Source organism: Thauera sp. WB-2 (assembly GCF_027594845.1).
In the GTDB taxonomy this organism is placed as follows: domain Bacteria; phylum Pseudomonadota; class Gammaproteobacteria; order Burkholderiales; family Rhodocyclaceae; genus Thauera; species Thauera mechernichensis.
In genome coordinates this window covers 4027164-4054000 of the sequence record NZ_CP088935.1, presented here as the reverse complement: position 1 = coordinate 4054000, position 26837 = coordinate 4027164, and the positions used below count along the sequence as shown (strand labels likewise).

The following is a 26837-nucleotide window of genomic DNA, read 5'->3' as shown; positions in this document are numbered from 1 at the left end:
ATCGAATCGCCCCAGGCATCGGCGATTCGGCCCATTTCGGGCGTCAGAAGGCCTCGATTCCGGCCTTCCGGAAGTAGACCAGCCGCTTCAAGTTGTAGCAGGCAGCCATCATCGTCATCGCAAAGTTCGCCCGCGCCCGACCGATGGTACGCAGCAACTTGCCGCCCATCTGTTCGATGGCGGCAAAGACATGCTCGACCCGGGCGCGCGTTTTGGCGATGCGCTGGTTACGCCGCTGCTGGCACTCGGTCAGCGGCTTGTTGCGTTTGCCCTTCCTCTGGATCTGGTTACGAAAGCCGTTCTCCTTCAGCCAGGCTTCACGCGCCTCGGACGGGTAGCCCCGGTCGGCATAGACGTCCCGACTCGTGTTGCCCGCATCGAAGACGTTGTCGAAGTGCTGGCTATCGTGCGTACTCGCGGTGTCGGTCTCGATTCGGCGAATGATCTTGTATTTCTTGTCGACGTTGATCGAGAGCTTGTAGCCGAAGTGGTTCTTGCCGTGCTTCTTCGTCCAGGTCGCATCGATGTCCTTCTGGCGGCGCTTGGCCGGCTTCCAGTCGGCGGGCATCGCACCGTGCTCGATCAGCGCCTTCTCGCCCCGGCTGTTGTGCTGCTTGGGGGCGGGGACCAAAGTGGCGTCGATGATCTGACCGCCGCGCGCGATGAAACCCTTCTTCAGCAACTGCGCCGAGACACCGTCAAAGAGCGCCTTGGCGCCCGCTTCACCAATCCGGTTCTCGAAGGTCCACACCGTGGTGCGGTCCGGGACGTGGGTCGCGTTCGCCAGTCCGCAGAAGCGCTTGTAGCTCATGCGGTCGAGCAACTGGTACTCCATCTGCTCGTCGGACAGGTTGTACAGGCGCTTGAGCACCAGGATCCGTACCATCGTCTCGGTCGGGTACGGCGGACGCCCGCCCTGCGCGCTCACCGGGCGCGGCGCAACCTCATCCACCTCGGCCGCCAACGACGCAAAGTCGATGTGCGACTCGATGTCGGTCAGCGGGTCGCCCAGCGCGTCGATCTTCTTGCGGTGATGCTCGTCAGCGAACAGGTCAGTCTTGATAGCGCTACGCGGTTTCATCGGTGCAGGCTGCAGGGTTCAGGACGTCGTGATTTTACCAAAGGCGGGCGGAGCAGAGGTTTTTCGAGGCACCCATATGATGACAGCAGTGGTTTTCCCCTCATCCTCCGGAATGGGGGTTTGCGGGGCTTCGCCCCGCCTGCGCGGCGCTTCGCGCCTTGCTGCGGCCTTCGGCCGCAATTTTTACTAGCCGGAGTCTTTTTAAAAACCAAGACATCCAGTCCGGCTAGGGTTTTCAGCGATCACCGGAACAGTAGCCTGCGCCTCGCGCTTCGCGCTCGCTCCGGAACGAGAGCCGTGCCGCTCGACCAGACGAGGAGGGTATGCCGCAACACATCAGGGGTTACCGGCTGCCCTGCGTTCCGCGTTCCGCAGTCCGTTTCCGCTGCTTCTCGTTACGCTCCGGATAGCTCTTGGGCTTCACCAGAAGCTCTACAAGCGCCCCAAATGCTCTCGGACATATCCACACATCACCCGAGCGATTTAAACCGCTCTGAGAGCGTTTAAACGCGTCTGTCGATCAGGTGAGCGAAAGCCCCGAGACACCCGGCCCGCAGAAATCGATCCTGACGCGCCAGCGTGGCCCATACGAGCACCTACTGGGGCGAACGCATCGCGGCAAGGGGTAGGGTAGTGCGCGAGTGCCTTCACCCACAAACGATGCGATTTTTGAGGGTATTGACTTTTTCGTAAGTCCGGCACGGCACTGTCCCTTGTCCTGGGACCGGGGACAGTCACGAGCGTCACGAGCGTCACGAGCGTCACGAGCATCACGAGTGTCACTGCAATGTCCCTTGTCCTGGGACCGGGGACAGTCACGAGCGTCACGAGCGTCACGAGCATCACGAGTGTCACTGCAGGGTGCCTCGAAAAACCTCTGCTCCGCCCGCCTTTGGTAAAATCACGACGTCCTGAACCCTGCAGCCTGCACCGATGAAACCGCGTAGCGCTATCAAGACTGACCTGTTCGCTGACGAGCATCACCGCAAGAAGATCGACGCGCTGGGCGACCCGCTGACCGACATCGAGTCGCACATCGACTTTGCGTCGTTGGCGGCCGAGGTGGATGAGGTTGCGCCGCGCCCGGTGAGCGCGCAGGGTACTGCGCCCGATCGTGCAAGCCATCGTCGCGGTTGCGCCGCGCCCGGTGAGCGCGCAGGGCGGGCGTCCGCCGTACCCGACCGAGACGATGGTACGGATCCTGGTGCTCAAGCGCCTGTACAACCTGTCCGACGAGCAGATGGAGTACCAGTTGCTCGACCGCATGAGCTACAAGCGCTTCTGCGGACTGGCGAACGCGACCCACGTCCCGGACCGCACCACGGTGTGGACCTTCGAGAACCGGATTGGTGAAGCGGGCGCCAAGGCGCTCTTTGACGGTGTCTCGGCGCAGTTGCTGAAGAAGGGTTTCATCGCGCGCGGCGGTCAGATCATCGACGCCACTTTGGTCCCCGCCCCCAAGCAGCACAACAGCCGGGGCGAGAAGGCGCTGATCGAGCACGGTGCGATGCCCGCCGACTGGAAGCCGGCCAAGCGCCGCCAGAAGGACATCGATGCGACCTGGACGAAGAAGCACGGCAAGAACCACTTCGGCTACAAGCTCTCGATCAACGTCGACAAGAAATACAAGATCATTCGCCGAATCGAGACCGACACCGCGAGTACGCACGATAGCCAGCACTTCGACAACGTCTTCGATGCGGGCAACACGAGTCGGGACGTCTATGCCGACCGGGGCTACCCGTCCGAGGCGCGTGAAGCCTGGCTGAAGGAGAACGGCTTTCGTAACCAGATCCAGAGGAAGGGCAAACGCAACAAGCCGCTGACCGAGTGCCAGCAGCGGCGTAACCAGCGCATCGCCAAAACGCGCGCCCGGGTCGAGCATGTCTTTGCCGCCATCGAACAGATGGGCGGCAAGTTGCTGCGTACCATCGGTCGGGCGCGGGCGAACTTTGCGATGACGATGATGGCTGCCTGCTACAACTTGAAGCGGCTGGTCTACTTCCGGAAGGCCGGAATCGAGGCCTTCTGACGCCCGAAATGGGCCGAATCGCCGATGCCTGGGGCGATTCGATGCAAAAACGGGGCAACTCCGCCGAGAAACGCGGTGGTTTGCCAGAGGAATTGGGCCGAAATTGGTCGCCGTCATCATTGCGTCGTGGGATTCACTGAAACCCTCGGGTTATTCGAGGTGCCCATTGGTAATTCGCCGCAGTATCCTCGCACAGTTGGGAGCTGAGCCAGACGAGCTGGCATCCTCAGCTGCTGCTGTTTCAGAGGGGCGTCTGGCCGACACCGTCGGGGGGGAGTTGAAAGCGGTTGGGGTAATGGGCTCTATACAGATAATGAGGAACTACCTCGTGGACATCATCCGTGGAATATCGGCTGGCTCTTCGGAGCTTGAACGGAATGCAGTGCATTTGGCTGAAACATCCGAACGCGCTTTGTCCACGACGCTACAACAGCGAGATTCTGCAAGTCAGATGGCGGCCGCGATTGAGGGGCTGGCGGCGTCGATAGGCCAGATCTCGGATAGTTCGGCTGTAGTTAACCGTGCCGCGGATGAGGCTCGTGAGGCGGGTCAGGCTGGGTTGGATGTGATCAAGTCGACGATCGTTGGAATGGACGAAATTGAACGTGTCATTGAGTCCAGTGCCAGCAGTATCACTCGTCTGAGTGAGAAGTCGAAACGGATAGGAACCATCGTTCACGTTATTCGTGAAATTGCCGATCAAACCAATTTACTTGCGCTGAATGCAGCCATCGAAGCAGCTCGCGCTGGCGAGCAGGGACGCGGCTTTGCAGTTGTAGCTGACGAGGTGAGAAAACTTGCGGAGCGTACAGCCTCTTCCGCTGCCGAGATTGTTGGTGTGGTTGACGATATCGGTGACGGTATGGACGAAACCAACCGACAGATATCCGACGCGTGTGCGCAGGTAGTGGAGGGAAAGCTGCGAGCGGCAAGCGCTGGTGATGCGATGCTGCATATACGTACCGTGATCGATGCCACCCAGAACGGAGTGAGCAGTATCACTGAGGCGCTGCATGAACAGCGTCAGACCAGTCTTGAGGTGACTCGGCGAGTTGAGCAAGTCAGTGCTGCAATAGAGTTGATTGCTGGTACTCAGCGCGAGGTTGGAGCGTCGGCCGCGTCCTTGAAGCAACTCACGCACGACCTGAATCAGATGACCTTGCGCTTCCAACTCGCCTAGTCACGGGCCCCTTGCAGTCGCTCCTGCGATGTCGGGTGCCCAGCGCCCAGGGGGCAAGGCAAGCGGGAGGCAGAGTCCATTCCGGCTCGACGCCAGACTTGTGGGTCTGCTGATCACGATCACAAGGTGATGGGCTCGGTCTTGCGCGTGGCGTTCGATGGCATTTACCGACGCCCTGGACCGCTCTAGCTTGCTGCTGAAGTCACGACCCTGAGTCGTGGTTGGATGCCCACGTAGAGACCGTTGCCCGACTCCTTGGCGGCCTTCTTGGCAACGGCCGCGGCCGACGCAACCTCTTCCGGGCTGATGAACTGCCCGTCGGTGATATGAACAACGCCAGCGGCGATTGTCGTGAGAGGGAAGAAGGTCTTGAAGCCGCGCCGATCCTCGCTTTCGAAGCCGTTCTTTGCCAACTCGGTAGCGTCGAAGAGTGCCCTCGCTCGCACGTTGAAGTTCTCAACGGCCGATTCGCAGCGCCTGCGCCAGTCTTCGCTCTGGAACAACACGACAAAATCGTCCCCGCCGACGTGGCCGACGAAATCCTGGGATGGATCGATGCTGTTTGCGATAGTTTGGGCGGCGAGCTTGATCATTTCATCCCCGCGCCAGTACCCGTAGAGATCGTTGTAGGGCTTGAAGTTGTTCAGGTCGAAATACGCAGCAGCAAAGGGAACCTGCGAGTCGAGCAGGCGGCGAATGTGCTCCGTGATCGGGATGTTTCCGGGCAGAAATGTGAGTGGGTTGGCGTGGCGTGCTGCTTCGATCCGACGTTCCGTTACTGCGCGCACCAGGCTCTCGCCCGTTGCAAGCCCGGCGTAGCGCCCATCTTCTGTGATGATGAAACCCTCGTACAGATAGCGCTGGTCGTCACCTGACAGGACGGGGATCAGGGAATCGATCGTTGCAGATGCCTCGACGCGCAAGGGGGTGGCGTTCATGAACAAGGTGCATGGGCGACGGCCGTAGAGATCGTGCGAGTACGGCTGGGCGAACTTGTCGACGAAGGCGCGGCGATTCACCAAGCCGACCGGGTAGTGTTTCTCGACGACCGCGACCGCATGCAGTTCGGGGTGGTTTTTGAAGAGCTGCATCAGGCCCGCGTTGGATAGGGTCGCGCATACCGTTGGTACCGGTACTTTCAGGCGCCCGACGGTGTCGGCGATGTCCGGGCGCGGTGAAGAGTTTGGCATTACCGATATCTTGGACGACTGCAGGACGGCACTTGCTCTCTCGCCAATGTTCGCGGTAGGTCGTTCCAACGGCCGGGCTATGAAATAGCCCTGCCCGTAGTGGCAACCCAGATCGCGCAGGACGGCAAGTTCCTCCGCGACTTCCACGCCTTCGGCCACCAAGGGTGTGCCAAAGGCGGCACATAGATCGAGAATGGCACGGACGACCTGGACCTTCCGGCTGTCCAGGTGAATCCCCCTCACGAAGAACTTATCGAGCTTAACGATCTGGGGCTTGAGCTCGGCCCACAACCGCAGGCTTGAGCGCCCGTCGCCAAAATCATCCAGCGCGAGGCCCACTCCCTGAGCGGCAAGTGCGGCGAATGCAACGCGCAAGGCGTCTGCATCTTCGACGCGTTCGTGCTCGGTCAGCTCGAGAATGAGCCGAGAGGGCGGTAAGCCGACGTCAACGGCGCAATGCAGCAGTGCGCCGCCGCCGAAGAAGCTGAAAGCGACGATCGATGATGCGCTTAGATTCAGGAAGAGCTTGCCTGGCAGATGAAGGTCTGCGAAGGCCCGGATTGCACCCTTGCAGGCCGCGATCTCGAGTTCGAGTCCAAGGTTGCACGATTTGGCCAAGCGCAACAGTTCCTCGGGGCGCTCGAGTGGCGTTCCCTCGGGGCCACGCATCAACGCCTCAAAACCAAGCACAGTCGATTGGTTGATGTCGATGACTGGCTGAAAGACAAACCGAAGCTTGCCCTCGTCGAGAAGCTGTCGCAGTTTCAGGGTGAGTCCGGCGTTGTACAGCACGCTTATTCCGAGGCAAAGGCAATGAAGCAGTATCGGACAGGAGCGTTAAGCTGGGATTAAGTAGCGCGCTTTCTCCAAGGTAAGCGAGTACAGCGTTGTCGACCGCTCACAGCTCAGGTGCGGCCCTTCCTTGCGTCAGGGCCGGGTTTCAGATCAGTTGCCGGCCTTCGAACGCAGCACGGCGAGGTTTCTTTGCCAGGCGGCCAGCGCATCCTGGTCGTCAACCAGGGCGGCAACGCCGTTCCTGTGCTGTGCCGATGCGCCAGCGCGGGATTCGGAGAAGTTGGCAGGGGCGCTCCCGGCGGGGCTGCGAGCGGCAAGCAGCGCGTTGCCGGTGTCTTGCGGGCGAGGCATGGTAGGGACGTTCATGATGGTTTCTCCTGGTGACATCAAAAAATAGTGCGGTGGCGGGACGCATGCCCTGCATGCGCTGAGACGATGCGTCCTCATGCCTCCAATACGTAGGAACCTGGGGCGTCGCCAAGGCTGGGGTAGCGCTCGTTGCTGGCGGGCCGTGCGTCTACGAGCTCGCCGGCGCGCGGCTTGAGCCACTGCATCCAGTCCTCCCACCAACTTCCGGCCTGCGCCTCGGTGCGGTCGCGCCACTGCAGCGGCTTGTCGGCGCGGTGCGCCGTGTCGGCCCAGTAGCGGCGCTTGGGAGGGCGTGCGGGAGGGTTGACGATTCCCAGGATGTGGCCCGAGCTCGACAGTACGAAGCGCTTCTCCGCCGCAATGTGGTGGACGGTGCGGAAGGTCTGCTGCCAGGGCGCGATGTGGTCGTCCTCGGCGGCGACTGCGTAGAGTGGCTGGCGGATCGCGTGCAGGTCGATCGTTTCGCCGGCCACGTTGAGGGCGCCGGGCTCGATCAGGCGGTTGTGCAGGTAGAGCTCGCGCAGATACCAGCTGTGCATGGCCTGAGGCATGCGCGTGGTGTCCATGTTCCAGAACAGGACGTCGAAGGGGGCGGGCGATTCGCCGTAGAGCCAGCCATGCACCACGTAGTGCCACACGAGGCTGTTCGAACGCAGCAGGCGGAATGAGGCGGCCATGTCGCGGCCGTCGAGGTAGCCCTTGCGCGCCATCTGCGCCGACAGGTGGGCGATGCTGCCTTCATCGATGAAGACCTCGATGTCGCCCGGCTTGTGGAAGTCGACCAGGGTGGTGAACAGCGTCCAGTCGCGCACCGGTATGGCGTCCTCGGCGTAGTGCCTCGCCGCCCACGCCATGTAGATCGCCAGCGCGGTGCCGCCGATGCAGTAGCCTGCGGCATGCACCCGCTCGGCGGCGGTGAAGTCGCGTGCAACGCGCACGATCGCGTCCACGCCGTCGCAGATGTAGTCGTCGAAGCGGGTGCCGCGCATCGACTCGTCGGGGTTCTTCCAGCTCGTGATGAAGACGTCCAGGCCTTGGTCCAGCAGGAAGCGCACCATGCTCTTCTTCGGAGTGAGGTCGAGCACGTAGAACTTGTTGATCCAGGGGGTGACGATCACTACCGGCTCGGCATGGACCTGGGGCCGGGTGGGCGCGTAGTGGATGACCTCGAGCAGGTGGTTGCGGAAAACCACTGCGCCGGGCGTGGTTGCAAGGTTTCCGCCGACCTTGAAGTGGTCGGGGTCGGTCATGCGCACATTGCCGGCGCCGAGGTCCTCCAGCATGTTCTGGAGGCCTTGCCACAGGCTTTCGCCGCGCGTCTCGGCCAAGCGGCGCAGGGCGATCGGGTTGGTCAACAGGTAGTTCGTGGGCGCGACGGCGTTGAGCCACTTGCGCCACCAGAACGCTGCGCGTCGCCGCTCCTTGCCCGACAGGCCCGGCGTTACGTACAGCATGTCCTGCATGTGGTGGGTGAGGGCGAGGTACCACTCCTTGACCAGGTCCCAGGTCGGCGCTTCGGTCCACACCGGATCGGTAAAGCGGGGGTCGTCGGCATGCGGCCTGATGGGGTCCGGGCTCGGCAGCCCGCAGGCGCGCCGGAAGCTGTGCAGTTGCAGGTGCCAGAGGTCGGTCGTGAGTGCGCTCAGGTGTTCTGCCAGTTCCTGCGGGTGCATCAGCCAAGCGAGCTGAGCGTGCAGGATGGGTGCGCTGAGGCCAAAGGGGTCGGCCTGGGCGACGATGCCGTCGTTGAACACAAGCAAGCGGCGGTACAGGGCCTTGCCGTCCGGGACGGTCCTGTGCGCTGCCGGTGGACGATCGCTGCGACGCCTCCCGGGGGGAGTCGCGCGGGTAACGGGCCTCGGCGTCGCCATGTCAATCGCTTCCTGCGAAGTTTGGCTGCAAGTGTGCGCCACGACCTTGACATGGTTATTTCAGTTTCGTGAATTTTCGTTGGCCGGCGCGATCGCGTACGTCACTGCGCGCAGTCGGTTGCCTGTTACCTGCCTGTCACATTCACCGCCGAGAATCCCGGTAGATATCGGGGGTGTGCCATGGAGAAACTCGAAGCAGTCGCCAGTCTTGGGCAGACGGAGCTGCTCAGGCCGGCTCGGGTGCGGGCTGCGCTGGCGGCGAACGACCGGCTCAAGCTCTACCTGAGCCTGCTGCAGGCGGCCCAGCAGCGCGCGTCCGGCGAGGGTGTCCCGGCGCTCGATCTGTCGCGGGAGTTCGCCGCTGCCGGGCTCAAGGCGGGCTGGCTTGCCGAGTTGCCCGCGAACGCGTTTCGCGAAGGCAAGCTGCTGCATCTGCCCGAACTGTCCAGGCTGCGCGATTGCCTCGTCGAGGATCTGCAAGTCATGGTGCGCCCGGTCGATGCGGACGAGGCGCTCGTGCAGCGGGTCGAGCACTGGTGCGGATGGCTGGCGCAGCTTGCGCCCGACACCTTGTCGGCGGCGGACCTGCAGGCGCTGACCAGCGGCAAGCGTGGCAAGGACGACAGCCTGCACCTTCTGGTGATGGATCTGCACAAGGCGATCAACCGCCTGGCGGCCGAACTGTCGAGCGAGAACATCGATGGCGCCCACGTATGGCAGATCGAGGCCGAAGATCGGCCGCGGATCGCCGCGTTCATGCGCGGTCTCAACCAGACGCGCGCGCTCAAGCTGCAGCATCCCGGTCTCGACACCGCCGCCACGCGCGATGGCGACCGCCTGCTGCTGCAGAACGACATCGGTACCAACGATGCACATGTGCTGGTGATACAGGTCGAGGGGCTGGAGGTCAGCCTGACCTACTCCGACCTCCATAGCCGCCGTTTCGCGTTCTTCCAGTCGCTGCTGTGCGAGGTGGGCGCGAGCTGGGGCGAGGCCCAGGCGCGCACTCGCGCAGGGCTGAACGCCGGCGCTGCCTACTATGTCGGCACCGCACGCTTCAGCTGCAGCGACGAGATGAGCCTGTGGAAGACGCTGGAAGGCATCGGCGCACGCATCGTCTTCCTGATCGACTGGAACCGTGCGCGCAAGCGCCTCGAGCAGTTCGTTGGCAAGGGCGATGCGGTAGCCATCCTGGCCGAGTCGGCGCGCCGCCGGGTCGGCCACATGGCCTGGCTCGAGGCCGGCGGCGAGCGGCTCATCTTCGGGGCGATGCAGGCCCTCGGTCCCGACTACTTCCGCATCGGCGACCGTCTCGATGTGGTCATGGGCACCGAGCGTGCGCGCGGCTTCGTGCTCGACGTGATGGCGCTGGCGTCGGCGGCCGCGCAGCAGCACCAGCCGCTCGCCCTCGTGGCCGACGATGCCCGCTTGCTGCTCGCACGCTACCTGCACCGCCATGACGAATTCGACCTGCTCGCCGAGCATGCGGCCTACTGCCATGCGATGGCCGAAGGCCTGCGCGACGGCCTCGCCCACGGCTACGAGCGCGACCGCAAGGCTGCACGCGTGTTTGCCGAACGCGCCAAGGACTGGGAGCGCGCTGCGGACCAGCTCGTCATGGATGCACGTGCGCGTGCCGAGGCGCGGCCGCGCTGGCAGGCCTTCGCCGAGGTGGTGGAGACGGCTGACGACGTCGCCGATGCCCTTGAGGAGGCCGCCTTCCTGCTGTCCCTGATCGCCTCCGATCACCACCGCGGCTGGCGTGGCGAAGTGCACCAGTCCATGCAACTGCTTGCCGATGCGGTACTCACCGCTGCACAGGACCATGTGCGGGCGCTCGAGATTGCCCGCACCCTGGGCGAGCGCAGCAGCGCCGAGGACCATGAAGAGTTCGTCGCCGCGCTCTGGCGCGTGCTCAATGCCGAGCGTCAGTGCGACGTGCTGCTCAGGGACGTGCGCCGTGCCCTCGCCGAGCACGTGAGCGATGCCGCCACCCTCAACCTGAGTACCGATTTTGCGCAGGCGCTCGAGGCTGCGACCGACTGGCTGCTCGCCACCGGCTACGGCGTGCGCCGGCTTGCCTTCAGCCGCGTGCGGGTGGGCGAATGAGCGCCGGGACCGACCACCTGCACGCCCGTGTCGTGCTGCTCATCCAGGGCGATGAGCCCCTTCCGAAGCACAGCGGGCCCGAGGTCCTCGGTGCCAAGGCCTGGAACCTGGCGCGCATGGCGGCGCTCGGCATGCCGGTGCCGCCGGCTTTCGTGATCGGCACCGGCTGGTGCGCCGACCCGGCTGCGCTCGGTGAATGGCATTGGCGCCCGGCCCTGGAGACGCTGGAAAAGCACTGTGGGCTACGCCTAGGCGATGCTCGCCATCCGTTGCTGTTGTCGGTGCGCTCGGGGGCGCCGGCATCGATGCCCGGCATGATGGAAACCCTGCTCAACATCGGTCTGACCGAGTCGACCCTGTCCGGCTTCGTGCGTGTGACGGGTCATCCGCGCCTGGCCTGGGATGCCTACCGGCGCCTTATCGCAGGCTATGGCGAGGTCGTTGCCGGCATCGATTCCGCGCACTTCGAGGCCGATCTTGACGCTGTGCGCGGCGACCTTGACGAGCGCCTGCTCGATTTCGCCGCGCTGCGCGCGCTTGCCGGCCGCCATCTCGAAACCTATCGCAGAGAGGCGGGCGAGGCCTTTCCGCAGGATGCGCACGCACAGCTCAGGCAGGCGATTGCAGCCGTGTTCGCCTCCTGGCGCAGCGACAAGGCGCGCACCTACCGTGACCTGCACGGTCTGGACCATGGCATGGGCACCGCAGTGACGGTGCAGCGCATGGTGTTCGGCAATGCCGGCGGCCTGTCCGGGGCAGGCGTCGGCTTCACGCGCGACCCGAGCAGCGGTGAGCCGCAGCCCTGGGTCGACTTCCTCTTCAACGCGCAGGGTGAGGACGTGGTCAGCGGCCGCCGCAGTGCGCTCGGTCACGGCGAGCTTGCGAGCGTCGCGCCCTCGATCTGGGAGGATCTGGTGGGCATCTGCGGTCGGCTCGAGCAGGCCTTCGGCGACATGCAGGACTTCGAATTCACGGTGCAGGACGGGCGACTCTTCCTGCTCCAGGCGCGTGCCGGCAAGCGCACTGCGCTGGCTGCCGCGCGCATCGCGCTCGACCTCCTCGACGAGGGGGTGATCGACGCCGCAACCGCGCGCGAGCGCACCTATGGGCTGGATGCCCGGGCGCTCGTGCAGCGGCGGCTGGCAGCGATCGATGGCGGCGGGCCCGAGCCGCTCGCACAAGCCTCAAGCGCGTCGAGCGGGATCGCCAGCGGCGAGATCGTCCTCGACGAAACGCGTGCCCGCGCCCGCCGTGCCGCAGGTGCGCGCGTGATCCTGGTACGGCAAGATGCCGAGACGCGCGACATCGCGGCGCTGGACCTCGCCGAGGGGCTGCTGACCCACCGTGGTGCGCGCACTTCGCACGCTGCGGTGGTCGCGCGCCAGCTCGGCAAGGTTTGCCTGGTCGGCTGCGAGGCGCTGCAGATCGACGCAGCGGAGCGGGTCGTGCGCATCGGTGGGCGGGCTCTTGCGGAAGGCGAACTGCTCACCCTCGATGGCAATCAGGGTGTCGTCCATGCCGGGGAGGTGGCGGTCGTCGAGAGCGTGCCGGGGGCGCTGATTGCGCGCCTGGAAGTGCTCCACCGCAGTGCTCAAGAGCAGCCGGATGCCAGCCTCGCGCGCTGAGTGGCCGCGGCATCGGCCCGTCAGTGGGCGGCGGGCTTCAGGGCAGGAAGTGCCCGATGCGGTCGAGTTCGCGCTGAAGCCGTTCGGGGTCGCCGGCGCGGCTGCCTTCGAGCAGCGGCATGGAGCGTTCGATGCGGGCACGCAGGATGTGATAGACGTCGAGCAGTTCCGACGTCGGATCATGCGGCAGCAAATGACGCTGCAGCGGGTCGTGCACCGGCCAGTGGGCGCGCAGCGCGCTCGAGTCGCAGTAGGGGCATGGCCCCTCGCAGCGCGACTCGCAGACGCTGACCACCAGCATCGGGGCGTCACCGGTCGCGGCGTGCGGGAGGGACGACAGCGGAAGAGCGTCGGGAGGCGAGTCGCCGGCAGCGATGCCCTGGCCGCGCAGGAGTTCGAGCGCCTCGCGTGCCGGCGGCCCGGGGGTGTCGCAGCTTGCGCGGCCTGCCTTGCAGCCGGCGCGGGACACGTGGTTGAAGATGGCTTCGGCGAGCAAGGCGCGACAGTCCTTGCCCTTGCCCACAAAGAGTACCTGCATGGCGCTTCCTCGCGGCTTGGCTATGGGCGCAGGAGGCCGGGCAGGGAGGCGGGTACGGCGGTTGCCGGCCACCCGGACGCCTGATGCCGTCGAGGTCGGTCCTCGACCCGTGGAGTGTGCGCCGGTCGTGTTACCGCTTGATGACGGCCGGGATGGACGCCAGTGCTACTTGCTCACCGCCCCGACCGCATGCGACACCACCGCCTCGCTCAGTTCCGGCGCACACAGCTCGATGAAGCGGTAGGCGAAACCGCGCAGGTAGTGACCGCGCCGTACCGCAATGCGGGTGACGTTGCCGGCGAACAGGGCGTCGCTGTCGAGCATGCGCAGCCCCGGGTCGCGCTCCGGGCTGAAGGCCATCGAGGCCAGGATGCCGACGCCAAGGCCGAGCTCGACGTAGGTCTTGATGACGTCGGCGTCGAGCGCGGACATCACCACCGCCGGCTTCAGGCCCGCGGCAGCGAAGGTCTTGTCGATGCGGGTGCGCCCGGTGAAGCCTTCGTGGTAGGTGATGACCGGATGCTCGGCGATGGCTTCGAGCGTCAGCGGCTGGACCGCCTCGAGTGGGTGGCCGGCGGGCACCACCACGGCGTGCTGCCAGCTGTAATAGGGGAATGAGGCCAGTTCGGGCACGTCGGCCAGCGCCTCGGTGGCGACACCGATGTCGGCCTCGCCGTCGAGCAGCATCTGCACGATCTCGCCCGGGCTGCCCTGGTGCAGCTTCAGGTGCACCTTGGGGAAGGCTCGCGTGAAGGCCGCCACGACCGTGGGCAGCGCGTAGCGCGCCTGGGTGTGGGTGGTGGCGACGGTGAGCTGGCCCTGGTCGGCGTTGCTGTACTGCTCGGCCAGGCGCTTGATGTTGGCGGCATCGAGCAGCATGCGCTCGACCATCACCACCAGCTCCTTGCCCGGCGCAGTGAGGCCGAGCAGGCGCTTGCCCTTGCGCGTGAACAGCTCGACGCCGAGCTCGTCCTCGAGGTCCTTGATGTGCTTGGAGACGCCCGACTGCGAGGTGAACAGGGCGTTTGCCACCTCGGTCAGGTTGAACCCGCGCCTCACCGTCTCGCGGATGATGCGCAACTGCTGGAAGTTCATCGTGCGGCTCCCGCGGCGGCGGTGTGCTGTTGTTCGAAGACGCTGAGGCGCGATGGTAGCAGGCGCACGTGCTGGCCTTCCTGCAGGCCGAGCGCGGCAACCCGCTCGCGCGTGAGCTCGACCTCGAAGTGCTGCCCGGTGGCGCCGTTGATGCCGTCGAGCTCGATGCGGGCGGTCACGCCGAAGGCGAGCACGCGGCTGATGCGGGCGGCGATACCCTGGCCTGCGCCGCCGTCAACGATGATCTCGAGTTCGTGCGGGCGGGCAAAGGCCACCACCTCGGCGCCCTGGTCGAGCGTGCCGACGCCGTGCTGCAGATGCTCGTCGCCCACGCGCAGGCCCTCGCCTTCGACCCGGCCGTGGAAGAAGTTCACCGACCCGAGGAAGCCATACACGAAGGGCGTCGCCGGGTGGCGGTAAACCTCCTCCGGTGTGCCGACCTGCTCGACGCGGCCCTGGTTCATCAGCACCACGCGGTCGGCCACCTCCAGCGCTTCTTCCTGGTCGTGGGTGACGAAGACCGAGGTGATGTGCAGCTCGTCGTGCAGCTTGCGCAGCCAGCGCCGCAGCTCCTTGCGCACCTTGGCATCGAGCGCGCCGAAGGGCTCGTCGAGCAGCAGCACGCGCGGCTCCACCGCCAGCGCACGGGCGAGTGCGATGCGCTGGCGCTGGCCACCGGAGAGCTGCGACGGGAAGCGGTCGGCCAGCCAGTCGAGCTGCACCAGGTTGAGCAGATCGTGCACCTTGGCCCGGATCTGCTTCTCGGACGGGCGCTGGCCGCGCGGCTTCATGCGCATGCCGAAGGCAACGTTGTCGAACACCGTCATGTGACGGAACAGCGCGTAATGCTGGAACACGAAGCCGACCTGGCGGTCACGCACATGGGTGCCGGAGGCGTCGTCGCCGTCGAGCAGCACCTGGCCGGCGTCGGCCGATTCGAGTCCGGCGATGATGCGCAGCAGCGTGGTCTTGCCGCAGCCCGAGGGACCGAGCAGGGCGACGAGCTGGCCGGTGGGGAAGTCGAGCGAGATGTCGTCGAGGGCGATGAAGCTGCCGAAGCGCTTGTCGATGTTGCGTACCTGGATGCTCATGATGCGTCGTCCTGTGAAAGGCGGTGGGCTGCGGCGGCGCGGTGCTCGACCCAGGTCTTGAGGGCGAGGGTCACCAGGGCCAGCAGGGCCAGCAGCGAGGCCACCGCGAAGGCGGCCGCGAACTGGTATTCGTTGTAGAGGATCTCGACATGCAGCGGCAGCGTGTTGGTGAGGCCGCGGATGTGGCCGGAGACCACCGACACCGCGCCGAACTCGCCCATCGCGCGGGCGTTGGTCAGGATCACGCCGTACAGCAGGCCCCACTTGATGTTGGGCAGGGTCACATGCCAGAAGGCTTGCAGGCCGCTTGCGCCGAGCACGATCGCCGCCTCCTCTTCCTCCTTGCCCTGCGCCTGCATCAGCGGGATGAGCTCGCGGGCGATGAAGGGGAAGGTCACGAACACGGTGGCGAGCACGATCCCCGGCACGGCGAAGATGATCTTGATGTCATGCTCGGACAGCCATGGGCCGAACCAGCCCTGAGCGCCGAACACCAGCACGTAGATCAGGCCGGCGATCACCGGCGACACCGAGAACGGCAGGTCGATCAGGGTGATCAGGAAGTGCTTGCCGCGGAACTCGAACTTGGCGATCGCCCACGCCGCGCACACGCCGAACACCAGGTTGAGCGGCACGGCGATCGCGGCGGCCAGCAGCGTCAGGCGCAGGGCCGACAGCGCGTCGGGGTCGACCAGCGCGCTGACATAGGTCTCCCAGCCCTTGCGCAAGGCCTCGACGAAGACCGCGATCAGCGGCATGAGCAGGAAGATCGCGAAGAAGCTCAGCGCGGTGCCGAGGATGAGCCATTTCACCAGCGGGGTTTCGCGCGTCGCCGCGCGCGCCTCGAAGCGGGTCTGGCCGGCGTGGGCCCCTGCGCCGATGCGAAGTGTGCTTGCGCCAGCCATGTCAGCGGTCCCTCCCGGTGCGTTTGGCGGTCCATGCCTGCAGGCCGTTGATGGCGAGCAACAGGATGAAGGACAGGATCAGCATCACGGTGGCGATCGCCGTGGCGCCGGTGTAGTCGTACTGCTCGAGCTTGGTGATGATCATCAGTGGCGTGATCTCGGACACCATCGGGATATTGCCGGCGATGAAGATCACCGAGCCGTACTCGCCGACGGCACGCGCGAAGGCGAGCGCGAAGCCGGTCAGCAGCGCCGGGAACAGGATCGGCATGATCACGTGGCGGAAAGTCTGCCAGCGTTGCGCGCCCAGGCTGGCCGCGGCCTCCTCCAGTTCGGTGTCCAGGTCTTCGAGGATCGGCTGCACCGTGCGCACCACGAAGGGCAGGCCGATGAACACCAGCGCCACCAGCACGCCCAGCGGCTTGAACGCGACCTGGATGCCGAGCGGCTCGAGGAACTGGCCGAACCAGCCGTTCTTGGCGTACAGCGCGGTCAGCGAGATGCCGGCCACCGCGGTGGGCAGTGCGAAGGGCAGGTCAACCAGGGCGTCGATCAGCTTCTTGCCGGGGAAGGAGTAGCGCACCAGCGCCCATGCCAGCAACAGGCCGAACACCGCGTTGATCGCCGCTGCCGCGAGCGACATGCCGAAGGACAGCTTGTAGGACGCCACCACCCGCGGCGAGGTGACGACCTCCCAGAATTCGGCGAACGTCAGCTCGGCTGTCTTCAGGAACACCGCGGCGAGCGGGATCAATACGAGCAGCGACAGGTAGCCGAGCGTGTAGCCCAGCGTCAGCTTGAAGCCCGGCAGCACGCGGAAGGGCGGGGCCGCAGATCTTGCGGGCTGGAAAGGCAGGGAGGGGGCAGCGGTGCTCATGATGGAAGCCTGTACTCGGGGATGCGATCGAGTTTAGGCGTCCGGGGTATTGCCGAAAAACAATAAAAACAGCGTTGCTTATGCGATTTCCTGCTAACGGATCCCTACAATGGCGGCGCAATCAAGACGAGGATCGCATGTCGGACTTCACCGGAAATTTCCTGCTGGCGCTGCTGCTGGTCGTGCTGGTGCGCTTTCTCTATGCCGTGTGCGCGATGCTGGTGCGCACCCGCGACGGCGGCAACATCGCCTTCGCCATCGCCCTGCCCGCGGCGCTGCTCTACATCGTGGTGCGCAATCCGGTACCGGTGAGCAGTTGGGCGGGGCTGGCGGCGGGCGTGATCCTGGGCGTGGGCTTGCTGCTGGCCGATGCGTTCCGGAGGCGGCGTCGGAGCTGAAGAGGCCCGGGGGCGCAGGCTTCCTCAGGTCTTCGATAGTGCCTGGTCGATGTCCCACAGGATGTCGTCCAGCGTCTCCAGGCCAACGGACAGGCGGATCAGGTCGGGTGGCACGCCGGCGGCCACCTGCTGCTCTTCGGAGAGCTGGCGGTGCGTGGTGGAGGCGGGGTGGATGACCAGGGTCTTGGCGTCGCCGATGTTGGCCAGATGGGACAGGAACTCCACCGAGTCGATGAACTTCTGCCCGGCGGCCGCACCCCCCTTGATGCCGAAGCTGAGTACCGCACCGGCACCGCGGGGCAGGTACTTCTGTGCCAGGGCGTGGTAGCGGCTGCTCTCCAGCCCGGGGTAGTTGACCCAGGCCACCTTGGGGTGCGACTCGAGGTGGCGGGCCACGGCGAGAGCGCTGCTGCAGTGGCGGTCCATGCGTAGCGGCAGGGTTTCCAGGCCTTGCAGGAGCTGGAAGGCGTTGAACGGCGACAGCACCGGGCCGAAGGTGCGCATGCCCTCCATGCGGCATTTCATGGTGAAGCCGAAATCGCCGAAGGTCTCGAAGAAGCGCACGCCGTGGTAGCCCGGCGAGGGCTCGGTCATGGTCGGGAAGCGGCCGTTGTCCCAGGGGAACTTGCCCGACTCGACGATCACCCCGCCCATCGTCGTGCCGTGGCCACCGATGAACTTGGTCGCCGAATGCACGCTGATGGCCGCACCCCACTCGAAGGGGCGGCACAGGTAGGGGCTGGCGAAGGTGTTGTCGATGAACAGCGGCAGGCCGGCGGCGTTGGCGATCTGCGCCACGGCCTCCAGGTCGAGCACGTTGAGCGAGGGGTTGCCCAGCGTCTCGGCGTAGATCGCCTTGGTCTTCGGCGTGATGGCGCGGGCGAAGTTCTCCGGCGTGTCGGGGTCGACGAACACCGTGTCGATGCCCAGCTTGCGGAAATTGACGTCGAGCTGGGTGTGTGTGCCGCCGTACAGCGTGCGCGCAGCGACGATCTCGTCGCCGGCCTCGCAGATGTTGAGCAGCGCGATCATCTGCGCCGCCATGCCGCTGCCGGTGGCTACCGCAGCGCGGCCGCCTTCGAGCGCGGCCATGCGCTCTTCGAACACCGCCACAGTGGGGTTGGAGATGCGCGAGTAGACATTGCCGAAGGTCTGCAGGTTGAACAGGCTGGCCGCCTCCTCGGGGCTGTCGAAGACGTAGGAGGTGGTCTGGTAGATGGGCACGGCGCGGCTGCCCGTGGCCGCGTCGGGGATCTGGCCGGCGTGCAGGCACAGGGTATCGAAGCCGAAGTTGCGGTCTGCCATGGTCGGGGTCCTGGAGGGTGAATTCAGTGCGGGCGGCGCGAGGAGATGACCTTGGTGTTGACGCCGAACCAGCCCAGGCCGCCGAACAGGCGGGCGTATTCGATCTTCACGCAGCGGTCCATCACCACGGTGAGGCCTGCGGCCTCGGCCTTCTGCTTCGCTTCCTCGTTGATGACGCCGATCTGCAGCCACAGCGACTTCGCGCCGATGGCGATCGCCTGCTCGGCAATCGGCAGCGCGTCGGCGGACTTGCGGAACACATCCACCATGTCCACCGGCTCGGGGATCGAGGCCAGGTCGGGATAGCACTTTTCGCCGAGGATCTCGGCGTACTTCGGGTTGACCGGGATGATCCGGTAGCCGTGTTCCTGCATGTACTTGGCGGCGAAGTAGGACGGCCGGAACCAGTCGGCCGACAGTCCCACCACGGCGATGGTCCTGGATTCCCGGAGTACCCGGCGCAGGGTCTGGATGTCACTCATGTTCGTACCATTGTGATCGAAGCCGAACGCATGATACCCAGTGTGGCGACGATTGCCGATGTTGCGCGCCGGGCGCTTGTCCGGGCCGTCCTGCCTTACCTGGCGTAGATCTGGTCGAAGGTGCCGCCGTCCGAGAAGTGTTTCTTCTGCGCCGCCTGCCAGCCGCCCAGGTCCTCGATGGTGATGAAGTTCACCTTGGGGAAGCGGGCGACGTGCTCGGGGTCGGCGAGCTCGGGCTTGACCGGACGGTAGTAGTGCTTGGCGGCGAGCTTCTGGCCCACCGGCGAGTACAGGTATTCGAGGTAGGCCTCGGCGACCTTGCGCGTGCCGCGTTTGTCGACGATGGCGTCGACCACGGCGACCGGCGGCTCGGCCAGGATCGACACCGAGGGCACGACGATCTCGAACTTGTCCGGCCCCAGCTCGTTGATCGACAGGAAGGCCTCGTTCTCCCAGGCCAGCAGCACATCGCCCAGGCCGCGCTGGACGAAGCTGTTGGTGGCGCCGCGCGCCGCGGGGTCGAGCACCGGCACGTGCTTGAGCAGCTCGGTCACGTACTCGCGCGCCTTGTCCTCGCTGCCGTACTTCTGCAGCGCGTAGCCCCAGGCCGCCAGATAGTTCCAGCGCGCGCCGCCCGAGGTCTTCGGGTTCGGGGTGATGACCTCGACGCCCGGCTTGATCAGGTCGTCCCAGTCCTGGATGCCTTTGGGGTTGCCCTTGCGCACCAGGAAGACGATGGTCGAGGTGTAGGGCGAGGCATTGTGCGGCAGGCGCTTCTGCCAGTCGGGCGCGAGCTTGCCCGCATGTTCGACGATGGCGTCGATGTCGTAGGCCAGCGCCAGCGTGACCACGTCGGCGTCGAGGCCGTCGATCACCGAGCGCGCCTGCTTGCCCGAGCCGCCGTGCGACTGGCGCACCGTCACCGTCTCGCCGGTCTGGGCCTGCCAGTGCTTGGCAAACTCGGGGTTGAATTCCTGGTAGAGCTCGCGTGTCGGGTCGTAGGACACGTTGAGCAAGGTGGTCTGCGCCTGGGCGCCGCCAACGAGGCCACTGGAAAGGCCGGTGGCAAGTGCGAGGGCGAGCAGGCTGCGTCGGATCGGGCTGAACTTCATGGTCGGGCTCCTTGTTTGGGTGTCGGTGATGGACGAAATCTATCTGTCCGCCCTGGCGACCTGAACCAAGAAAAAACGCATTGCTTATTCAAGTCCGAGCACGCTTGCCTACAGCCCCCCGCCGTGGTTGATCACCCGCGTGGGAGCGGCGCGAGCCGCGAGGGGTTGAAGGCGACGGCGATGGGGTATTGCCCGAGAAGCTCGCGACTTGCGTCGCTCCTACGGTGCGCCGCCGCGGTTGATCACCCGCGTGGGAGCGGCGCGAGCCGCGAGGGGTTGAAGGCGACGGCGATGGGGTATTGCCCGAGAAGCTCGCGACTTGCGTCGCTCCTACGGTGCGCCGCCGTGGTTGATCACCCGCGTGGGAGCGGCGCGAGCCGCGAGGGGTTGAAGGCGATGACGATGGGGTACTGCCCGAAAAGCTCGCGACTTGCGTCGCTCCTACAGTGCGCCGCCGTGGTTGATCACCCGCGTGGGAGCGGCGCGAGCCGCGAGGGGTTGAAGGCGATGGCGATGGGGTATTGCCCGAGAGGCTCGCGACTTGCGTCGCTCCTACAGTGCGCCGCCGCGGTTGATCACCCGCGTGGGAGCGGCGCGAGCCGCGAGGGGTTGAAGGCGATGACGATGGGGTGCTGCCCGAAAAGCTCGCGACTTGCGTCGCTCCTACAGTGCGCCGCCGCGGTTGATCACCCGCGTGGGAGCGGCGCGAGCCGCGAGGGGTTGAAGGCGATGGCGATGGGGTACTGCCCGAAAAGCTCGCGACTTGCGTCGCTCCTACGGTGCGCCGCCGTGGTTGATCACCCGCGTGGGAGCGGCGCGAGCCGCGAGGGGTTGAAGGCGACGGCGATGGGGTATTGCCCGAGAAACTCGCGACTTGCGTCGCTCCTACAGTGCGCCGCCGCGGTTGATCACCCGCGTGGGAGCGGCGCGAGCCGCGAGGGGTTGAAGGCGATGGCGATGGGGTACTGCCCGAGAAACTCGCGACTTGCGTCGCTCCTACGGTACCCCGCCGTGCCGCCCTCCGTTACCATCGCCGCCATGTCCGCCGCTCCCGAACTCGACGTCTTCCATTGCCCGCTCGACGGCGTCCGCCTGGTCGAGGCCTCGGCCGGTACAGGCAAGACCTGGAACATCTGCGGTCTCTACCTGCGCCTGCTGCTCGAACGCGGGCTGGGGGTGGAGTCGCTGCTGGTGGTCACCTTCACCAAGGCCGCCACTGCCGAGCTGTCGGGGCGCATCCGCGACCGCCTCGCCGAGACCCTGCGCGTGCTCGACAGCGCTGCCCCAGGCGGCGACCCCTTCGTGCCGCGCCTGATCGAGACGGTGCAGGCGCGCGGCGTCGACACCGCACTGATGCGCCTGCGCCTGCGCCATGCGCTGCAGGTCTTCGACGAGGCGTCGATCTTCACTATCCACGGCTTCTGCCAGCGTGCGCTCGCCGATACGCCCTTCGCTGCCGGCCTGCCCTATGCGCTCGAGCTGGTCGAGGACGACGACGCGCTGCGCCTGGAGGTGGTGCGCGACTTCTGGCGGCGCGAGTTCGCCGGCGGTGCGCTGCCCGCGGCGCTCGCCGCCCACCTGCTGGCACGCCGGGACAGCCCCGAGGCGTGGGCGGACGTCCTCGGTCGCCACATGGCGCGCCCGCTCGCGCGCGTGCTGTGGGACGAGGCGGCGCACGCGGCTGAGGATGCCCGTTGTGCCGCTGCCGTTGATGCCGCGCAGGTGCGCCTGGATGCGGCCTGGGCCGCGGCGCGCGCGCTGGCCGGCGAGCGCGAGTCCGCGGTCGAGCACGTGCTGGCCAGCCTCGAGCACCTCAACGCCACCAGCTACAAGGCCGATGCGGTGGCGCGCGCGGGCGCCGAGTGGGCGCACTGGCTGGGCGCGCACGACGTCTCCGCGCCGCTGCCAAAGGACCACAAGCTCGCCCTGCTTGCCGCCGACACCTTGCTCGCGCGCAGCAAGAAGGATGCCCTCAAGCGTGGCCTGGCGCCGCCTGCCCACCCCTTCTTCGATGCCGCCGCCGAGCTGCTCGCCGCCCGTGCAGAGGCCGAAGCCCTGCTCGACGGCTTGCGCGCGGGCCTGCTGCGGCGCTGCATCGAGTCGGGGGCGGAAGCACTGCGCCGGCGCAAGCGCGACGAGCGCCAGATTGCCTTCGACGACATCCTGTGGAATGCCCACCAGGCCTTGCACGGTGGTGCCCAGCCCTGGCTTGCGGCGGCGCTGCATGCGCGTTATCCGGTGGCGCTGATCGACGAATTCCAGGACACCGACCCGCTGCAGTTCGGCATCTTCGACCGCATCTACCGCGCCGAGGGTCGTCACGGCACGCTGTTCCTGGTCGGCGACCCCAAGCAGGCGATCTACAGCTTCCGCAGCGCCGACCTGTTTACCTACCTGATGGCGCGCGAGCGTGCCGATGCGCGCTACACCCTGGCCCACAACCAGCGCTCGGCGCCCGCACTGATCGAGGCCTGCAACCACCTGTTCGGCGCCAACCCGGCAGTGTTCATGATGACCGGGCTGGATTACGTGCAGGTCGGCGCCGGCAGCCGGCCGCGCACGCCGCTGGTCGACGATACCGAGGCCGGGGAGGGCGGCGCAGCACCGGGCGACCCCGGACCACCGCTGCGGCTGTGGCGGATCCCGCGCGACGAGACGCTGGCGACGGCCGGGGGTAAAGAGGGCGAACAGAGCGACGGCGGTGATGGGCAGGCCGGCGGTGACGGCGCTCTGGATGCGAGCGGCGGCGTGCGCCTGGCGCGTGCCGAGGCCTTGCGCCGTGCTGCACGTGCGAGTGCGGCCGAGATCGCCCGCCTGATCGCAGCTGGCGCGGCCGGGCGCATCCGCATCGGCGAGCGCCCGCTCGCGCCAGCCGACATCGCCGTGCTGGTGCGCAGCCACAGCCAGGGCGCGCGCATGCGCCAGGCGCTGGCGGCGGCGGGCGTGGGCAGCGTCGAGCTGTCGCAGGCCAGCGTGTTCCACACCGAGGACGCGGAGGAACTCGAGCGCGTGCTGCTGGCGATCGCCGAGCCCGGGCGTGAACGCCGCGTGCTCGCCGCGCTCGCCACCTCGGCGATGGGGCATGACGCGGCCGCGCTCGCCCGCCTGGCGGCCGACGAGGCGGCGCTGCTCGCTCGCCTGGAGGCGTTTGCGCGCTGGCGCGAGCTGTGGCTGGCGCGTGGCTTCGGCGTCATGCTGCGGCAGTGGATGAGCGATGCCGGTGTCGCCGCCCGCCTGCTCGCGCGCGCCGACGGCGAGCGCCGCCTCACCAACCTGATGCACCTGGCCGAGCTGCTGCAGCAATCCGCCGGCCAGGCCTCGCCGGAGGTGCTGTTGCGCAGTCTCGCCAGCCGCCGTGCCGATGCGCGCGGCGGCGAGGCCGCCCAGCTGCGCCTGGAGTCGGACCGCAACCTGGTACAGATCGTCACCGTGCATCGCGCCAAGGGCCTGGAGTACGGCATCGTGTTCTGTCCCTTCCTGTTCGACGGCTACAGCCGCAACGGCAGCGAAGGGCCGATGCGCACCTGGCATGACGACGACGGCGAACTGGTGCTCGACTACCGCGCCGACCCCGCCGATGCCAAGGAGATCGCCACCCGCCTGCGCCGCGAGCGCCAGGCCGAGGACCTGCGCCTGATCTACGTCGCGCTCACCCGTGCCGTGCAGCGCTGCTACCTGGTGGTGGGCAGCTATGCGACCTCGAGTTTTGGCCGCATCAGTCACGGCGAGGGCGGGCGCAGTCTGCTCAACTGGATGGTGGCCGGCGTCGGCATGAGCCCGGCGCAGTGGGACGCCCACAAGCGGAGCCCGGCCGACATCGACGCGCAGTGGCGCGCGCTGGTGGCCGCGGCGAAACACGAAGGCAGGCCGGTGATGCGCCTGGACGACCTGCCCAGCGGCGAGGCCGGGGCGCTCGCCATGCCGTCCGGCGCCACCCAGCGTCCGCGCGCCCAGCGTCCGCCGCAGGTGGGCGCGGGCTGGCGCATCGGCAGCTTCAGCGCGCTGATCTCGGGTGCGGTACATGAGCAGGCAGCGCGCGACCACGATGCCCGCGCGCTGCCTGCGTCCGCACCGGAGGCGGCAGCGGGGAGCGAGGTGGCGCCCGGCCAGCCCATCCCCGCCGACGACATCCTGCGCTTCCCGCGTGGCCCGGTGGCAGGCGACTGCCTGCACGCGGTGTTCGAGGCCATCGATTTCTGCGACCCGAGCGGCTGGGAGGCGGCCATCGCCGCCGCGCTGCAGGCGCACCCGCAGCGCCCGCCCGCCACCTTGGGCGAGCGCGAGCGTGCGCTCGAGACCGTGCGCCAGCCGCAGCGCCTGCGGCGCATGCTCGACGACGTGCTTGCCACGCCGCTGCTGGGGGCGACGGCGGGCGCAGGCGCTGCGCTGCGCCTGGATGGGGTCACTGCCGCCCGCCGCCGCGTCGAGCTCGGCTTCCACCTGCCTGCGCCTGTGCTCGGCGCGGCGCAGCTCAACGCCTGGCTGGCCGCGCGCGGCTACCGTGTGCCACGGCTGGACTTCAAGGACCTCGCCGGCTACCTCAAGGGCTACATTGACCTCGTGTTCGAACACGACGGCCGCTACTGGGTGCTCGACTGGAAGTCCAACCATCTCGGCGACACGCCGCAGGACTACGCGCCCGCACGCCTGGAGGCCGCGATGCAGGCCCATGGCTACCACCTGCAGCACCTGCTCTACACCCTGGCGTTGCACCGCCACCTGCAGCGCAGCCTGCCTGGCTACGACTATGCGCACCATTTCGGCGGCGTGCTCTATCTGTTCGTACGCGGCGTGCGTCCGCACTGGCAGCTCGACGGCCAGCCCTGCGGCGTATTCCACCACCGTGCGGCAGAGGCCGACATCCTCGCCCTCGACCGCCTCGTCGCCGCGGCGCCCACCCCATCCGAGGTGATCGAGGCATGACAACGACGGCATCCACTGCGCTCCGCTTCGACAGCCTGCCGCCGGCCGAGCTCGACCTCGCCGACGGCTTCGCCCGCCACCTGCTCGACTGGGCCGCCAGCCTCGGCGCGCCGGCGGCGAGCCGGGCGCCGCTGCAGCGCGCCGCGCTGGCGTTGGCGCGCGCCACGGCCGCCGGCCACGTCTGCGTGCCGCTGGCGGCGCTTGGCGCCTCACCGGCCCCGCCGGCCGCGGCGGACGACCTGCCCAGCCTGCGTGCGGCATTGCTCGACAGCGGCGTGGTGGCAGAGGCGCAGGTAGCGCGCACGGGGGCGTCGGCGCACCCGCTGGTGCTCGACGCCGACGGCCGCCTCTACCTGCGCCGCCACTTCGACCAGGAGCGCGCGCTCGCTGCCGCACTGCGCGCCCGTGCCGCTGCGCCATCGGCGGCGGTGGTGGACCGTACGCTGCTCGACAGCCTCTTCCCGCCGCGCGCCGACGGCCGCCCCGACCAGCAGAAGCTGGCCGTGGCGCTTGCCCTTGGCAGCCGGCTCACCGTCGTGAGCGGCGGCCCCGGCACCGGCAAGACCACCACCGTCGCCGCCCTGCTGGCCTGCCTGCTCGACACCGACCCGGCGCTGCGCATCGCGCTCGCTGCGCCCACCGGCAAGGCCGCGGCGCGCATGCTCGAGGCCTTGCGCCGGCGCGCGGATGCGCTGCCGCCCCACCTGCGCGCCTTGCTGCCGGGCGAGGCCTACACGGTTCACCGCCTGCTCGGTGTCACCCCCGAGCCTGGCCGCTTCCGCCACCACGCTGGCAACCCGCTCGCACTCGACGTGCTGGTGGTGGACGAGGCCTCGATGCTCGACCTCGCCCTTGCCGCCCGCCTGGTAGACGCCCTGCCCGCGGGGGCGCGCCTGGTGCTGCTCGGCGACAAGGACCAGCTCGCCGCGGTGGAGGCGGGCGCGGTGTTTGCCGACCTGTCGGCACAGCAGGTGTTCGGGGCCGGCCTGCGCGCGCGTTGCGCAGCGCTTGGTTTGGCGCTGGCCGAAGAGGCTCCGGCGCCGGCTGCCCCGCTGCAGGATTGTGTGGTGTGGCTCACCGAGAGCCATCGCTTTCGCGCCGACTCGGGCATCGGCCGCCTCGCTGCCGACATTCGTGCCGGCCGCGGCGAGGGGGCGCTCGAATGGCTGCGTGCCGCCGCCGACGCCGATGCGCGCTGGATCGAGGATGAAGATGAGCGCCCGGCCGCGCAGACCGTGGCCGCGATCGAGGCCGGCTATGCCGCCTTTTTTGCCGCTGTCGGGGCGTTGGGCGTGAAGGGCGGCGCACCCGAAGCCGTGTTTGCCGCCTTCGACCGCTTCCGCGTGCTGGTCGCCGTGCATGCGGGCGGGCGCGGCCTGGCAGCGCTCAATGCGCACCTCGAACGCCGCCTGCGCGCAGCGCTCGGCCTGCCGCCCGAGGCCGGTGCCGCCTCGCCCTGGTATGCCGGCCGCCCGGTGATCGTGCTGCGCAACGACTACCTGCTCGGGCTCTACAACGGCGATGTCGGCCTGTGTCTGGCGGACGACAGCGGCGAGCTCGCAGTGCATTTCCCCCAGGCCGATGGCAGCTACCGCCGCGTCGCGCCCTTGCGCCTGCCCGAGCACGCGCTCGCCTTCGCGCTTACGGTGCACAAGAGCCAGGGCTCGGAGTTCGACGAGGTGCTGATGGTGCTGCCCGCGCAGTCGGTCCGCGTGCTCAGTCGCGAGCTGCTGTACACCGGCGTCACCCGCGCCGCGCGCCGGGTCACGCTGGCCGGGCCGGGCGCGGTGTTCATCGACGCCTGTGCGCGGCCGACGCAGCGCAGCTCGGGACTGCGCGCGCGGCTGGAGGGGCGCTGA

18 protein-coding genes and 1 pseudogene are annotated in these 26837 nt (G+C 67.3%); 7 read left to right on the top strand and 12 right to left on the bottom strand.

Annotation, left to right across the window (positions count from 1 at the left end; genetic code table 11):
* Positions 1–43: 43 nt before the first annotated feature.
* Entirely contained in the window at positions 44–1081 is a 1038-nt protein-coding gene (locus LQF09_RS18430; RefSeq protein ID WP_041105710.1) for an IS5 family transposase, read from the bottom strand.
* 933 nt (positions 1082–2014) lie between these two features.
* Between LQF09_RS18430 and LQF09_RS18425 the strand changes: the two are divergent.
* Positions 2015–3113 (top strand): annotated as a pseudogene (locus LQF09_RS18425) (IS5 family transposase).
* Between the two features lie 328 nt (positions 3114–3441).
* Positions 3442–4293, top strand: coding sequence for a methyl-accepting chemotaxis protein (locus LQF09_RS18420; protein WP_270068652.1), 852 nt, complete (start codon positions 3442–3444; stop codon positions 4291–4293).
* A gap of 185 nt (positions 4294–4478) precedes the next feature.
* On the opposite strand, the gene LQF09_RS18415 is transcribed toward LQF09_RS18420, so the two are convergent.
* The 3 genes from LQF09_RS18415 to LQF09_RS18405 all read right to left on the bottom strand — a co-directional run bounded on the left by LQF09_RS18415 (position 4479) and on the right by LQF09_RS18405 (position 8407).
* Positions 4479–6275, bottom strand: a complete 1797-nt coding sequence (locus LQF09_RS18415; protein WP_270068651.1) for an EAL domain-containing protein — start codon at positions 6273–6275, stop codon at positions 4479–4481.
* Between the two features lie 153 nt (positions 6276–6428).
* Positions 6429–6644, bottom strand: a complete 216-nt coding sequence (locus LQF09_RS18410; RefSeq protein WP_002933396.1) for a hypothetical protein — start codon at positions 6642–6644, stop codon at positions 6429–6431.
* Between the two features lie 77 nt (positions 6645–6721).
* Positions 6722–8407 carry a PHA/PHB synthase family protein gene (locus LQF09_RS18405; protein ID WP_002933394.1) on the bottom strand — a complete coding sequence of 562 codons (1686 nt, stop codon included), beginning with the start codon at positions 8405–8407 and terminating at the stop codon, positions 6722–6724.
* A gap of 291 nt (positions 8408–8698) precedes the next feature.
* On the opposite strand from LQF09_RS18405, the gene LQF09_RS18400 reads away from it, so the two are divergent.
* The gene (locus LQF09_RS18400) at positions 8699–10627 is read left to right on the top strand and encodes a DUF47 family protein (protein ID WP_002933393.1); all 1929 of its coding nucleotides are present in this window, start codon (positions 8699–8701) and stop codon (positions 10625–10627) included.
* Complete coding sequence (locus tag LQF09_RS18395; RefSeq protein WP_270068650.1) at positions 10624–12252, top strand: PEP/pyruvate-binding domain-containing protein; 1629 nt, start codon at positions 10624–10626, stop codon at positions 12250–12252. Before LQF09_RS18400 ends, LQF09_RS18395 begins: the two co-directional genes overlap by 4 nt.
* A gap of 37 nt (positions 12253–12289) precedes the next feature.
* Here LQF09_RS18395 and LQF09_RS18390 read toward each other — a convergent pair whose 3' ends face one another.
* From LQF09_RS18390 to cysT, 5 genes are all read right to left on the bottom strand, one after another.
* Positions 12290–12790: a protein tyrosine phosphatase gene (locus tag LQF09_RS18390; RefSeq protein ID WP_270068649.1), complete on the bottom strand. Its 501-nt coding sequence runs from the start codon at positions 12788–12790 to the stop codon at positions 12290–12292.
* Between the two features lie 165 nt (positions 12791–12955).
* A complete protein-coding gene (locus tag LQF09_RS18385) occupies positions 12956–13885 on the bottom strand; it encodes a CysB family HTH-type transcriptional regulator (protein ID WP_270068648.1) in 930 nt (309 codons plus the stop codon).
* Complete coding sequence (locus LQF09_RS18380; protein ID WP_270068647.1) at positions 13882–14976, bottom strand: sulfate/molybdate ABC transporter ATP-binding protein; 1095 nt, start codon at positions 14974–14976, stop codon at positions 13882–13884. The genes LQF09_RS18385 and LQF09_RS18380 overlap by 4 nt, the downstream gene beginning before the upstream one ends.
* On the bottom strand, positions 14973–15881 hold the full coding sequence (gene cysW, locus LQF09_RS18375) for a sulfate ABC transporter permease subunit CysW (RefSeq protein ID WP_270068646.1): 909 nt from the start codon (positions 15879–15881) through the stop codon (positions 14973–14975). Before cysW ends, LQF09_RS18380 begins: the two co-directional genes overlap by 4 nt.
* Position 15882: 1 nt before the next feature.
* Positions 15883–16758 (bottom strand): sulfate ABC transporter permease subunit CysT, encoded by an 876-nt coding sequence (gene cysT, locus LQF09_RS18370; RefSeq protein WP_270068645.1) that lies wholly within the window; start codon positions 16756–16758, stop codon positions 15883–15885.
* 137 nt (positions 16759–16895) lie between these two features.
* Between cysT and LQF09_RS18365 the strand changes: the two genes are divergently transcribed.
* Entirely contained in the window at positions 16896–17156 is a 261-nt protein-coding gene (locus LQF09_RS18365) for a hypothetical protein (RefSeq protein WP_002933380.1), read from the top strand.
* A gap of 24 nt (positions 17157–17180) precedes the next feature.
* On the opposite strand, the gene LQF09_RS18360 is transcribed toward LQF09_RS18365, so the two are convergent.
* The 3 genes from LQF09_RS18360 to LQF09_RS18350 form a co-directional block, all read right to left on the bottom strand.
* A complete protein-coding gene (locus tag LQF09_RS18360; protein WP_002933376.1) occupies positions 17181–18461 on the bottom strand; it encodes an O-acetylhomoserine aminocarboxypropyltransferase/cysteine synthase family protein in 1281 nt (426 codons plus the stop codon).
* A 23-nt stretch (positions 18462–18484) separates the two neighbouring features.
* Complete coding sequence (locus tag LQF09_RS18355; protein ID WP_002933373.1) at positions 18485–18943, bottom strand: CoA-binding protein; 459 nt, start codon at positions 18941–18943, stop codon at positions 18485–18487.
* Between the two features lie 95 nt (positions 18944–19038).
* The gene (locus LQF09_RS18350) at positions 19039–20055 is read right to left on the bottom strand and encodes a sulfate ABC transporter substrate-binding protein (protein ID WP_002933369.1); all 1017 of its coding nucleotides are present in this window, start codon (positions 20053–20055) and stop codon (positions 19039–19041) included.
* A 1038-nt stretch (positions 20056–21093) separates the two neighbouring features.
* Between LQF09_RS18350 and LQF09_RS18345 the strand changes: the two genes are divergently transcribed.
* Positions 21094–24978 carry a UvrD-helicase domain-containing protein gene (locus LQF09_RS18345; RefSeq protein WP_270068644.1) on the top strand — a complete coding sequence of 1295 codons (3885 nt, stop codon included), beginning with the start codon at positions 21094–21096 and terminating at the stop codon, positions 24976–24978.
* A complete protein-coding gene (gene recD, locus LQF09_RS18340; protein WP_270068643.1) occupies positions 24975–26837 on the top strand; it encodes an exodeoxyribonuclease V subunit alpha in 1863 nt (620 codons plus the stop codon). The genes LQF09_RS18345 and recD overlap by 4 nt, the downstream gene beginning before the upstream one ends.

Excerpts from the sequence above, each read along its gene's own strand:
- LQF09_RS18430 (WP_041105710.1), bottom strand. The coding sequence starts at position 1,081 with ATGAAACCGCGTAGCGCTATCAAGACTGACCTGTTCGCTGACGAGCAT.
- LQF09_RS18410 (WP_002933396.1), bottom strand. The coding sequence starts at position 6,644 with ATGAACGTCCCTACCATGCCTCGCCCGCAAGACACCGGCAACGCGCTG.
- LQF09_RS18400 (WP_002933393.1), top strand. The coding sequence starts at position 8,699 with ATGGAGAAACTCGAAGCAGTCGCCAGTCTTGGGCAGACGGAGCTGCTC.
- LQF09_RS18395 (WP_270068650.1), top strand. The coding sequence starts at position 10,624 with ATGAGCGCCGGGACCGACCACCTGCACGCCCGTGTCGTGCTGCTCATC.
- LQF09_RS18390 (WP_270068649.1), bottom strand. The coding sequence starts at position 12,790 with ATGCAGGTACTCTTTGTGGGCAAGGGCAAGGACTGTCGCGCCTTGCTC.
- LQF09_RS18385 (WP_270068648.1), bottom strand. The coding sequence starts at position 13,885 with ATGAACTTCCAGCAGTTGCGCATCATCCGCGAGACGGTGAGGCGCGGG.
- LQF09_RS18380 (WP_270068647.1), bottom strand. The coding sequence starts at position 14,976 with ATGAGCATCCAGGTACGCAACATCGACAAGCGCTTCGGCAGCTTCATC.
- cysW (WP_270068646.1), bottom strand. The coding sequence starts at position 15,881 with ATGGCTGGCGCAAGCACACTTCGCATCGGCGCAGGGGCCCACGCCGGC.
- cysT (WP_270068645.1), bottom strand. The coding sequence starts at position 16,758 with ATGAGCACCGCTGCCCCCTCCCTGCCTTTCCAGCCCGCAAGATCTGCG.
- LQF09_RS18365 (WP_002933380.1), top strand. The coding sequence starts at position 16,896 with ATGTCGGACTTCACCGGAAATTTCCTGCTGGCGCTGCTGCTGGTCGTG.
- LQF09_RS18360 (WP_002933376.1), bottom strand. The coding sequence starts at position 18,461 with ATGGCAGACCGCAACTTCGGCTTCGATACCCTGTGCCTGCACGCCGGC.
- LQF09_RS18355 (WP_002933373.1), bottom strand. The coding sequence starts at position 18,943 with ATGAGTGACATCCAGACCCTGCGCCGGGTACTCCGGGAATCCAGGACC.
- LQF09_RS18350 (WP_002933369.1), bottom strand. The coding sequence starts at position 20,055 with ATGAAGTTCAGCCCGATCCGACGCAGCCTGCTCGCCCTCGCACTTGCC.
- LQF09_RS18345 (WP_270068644.1), top strand. The coding sequence starts at position 21,094 with ATGTCCGCCGCTCCCGAACTCGACGTCTTCCATTGCCCGCTCGACGGC.
- recD (WP_270068643.1), top strand. The coding sequence starts at position 24,975 with ATGACAACGACGGCATCCACTGCGCTCCGCTTCGACAGCCTGCCGCCG.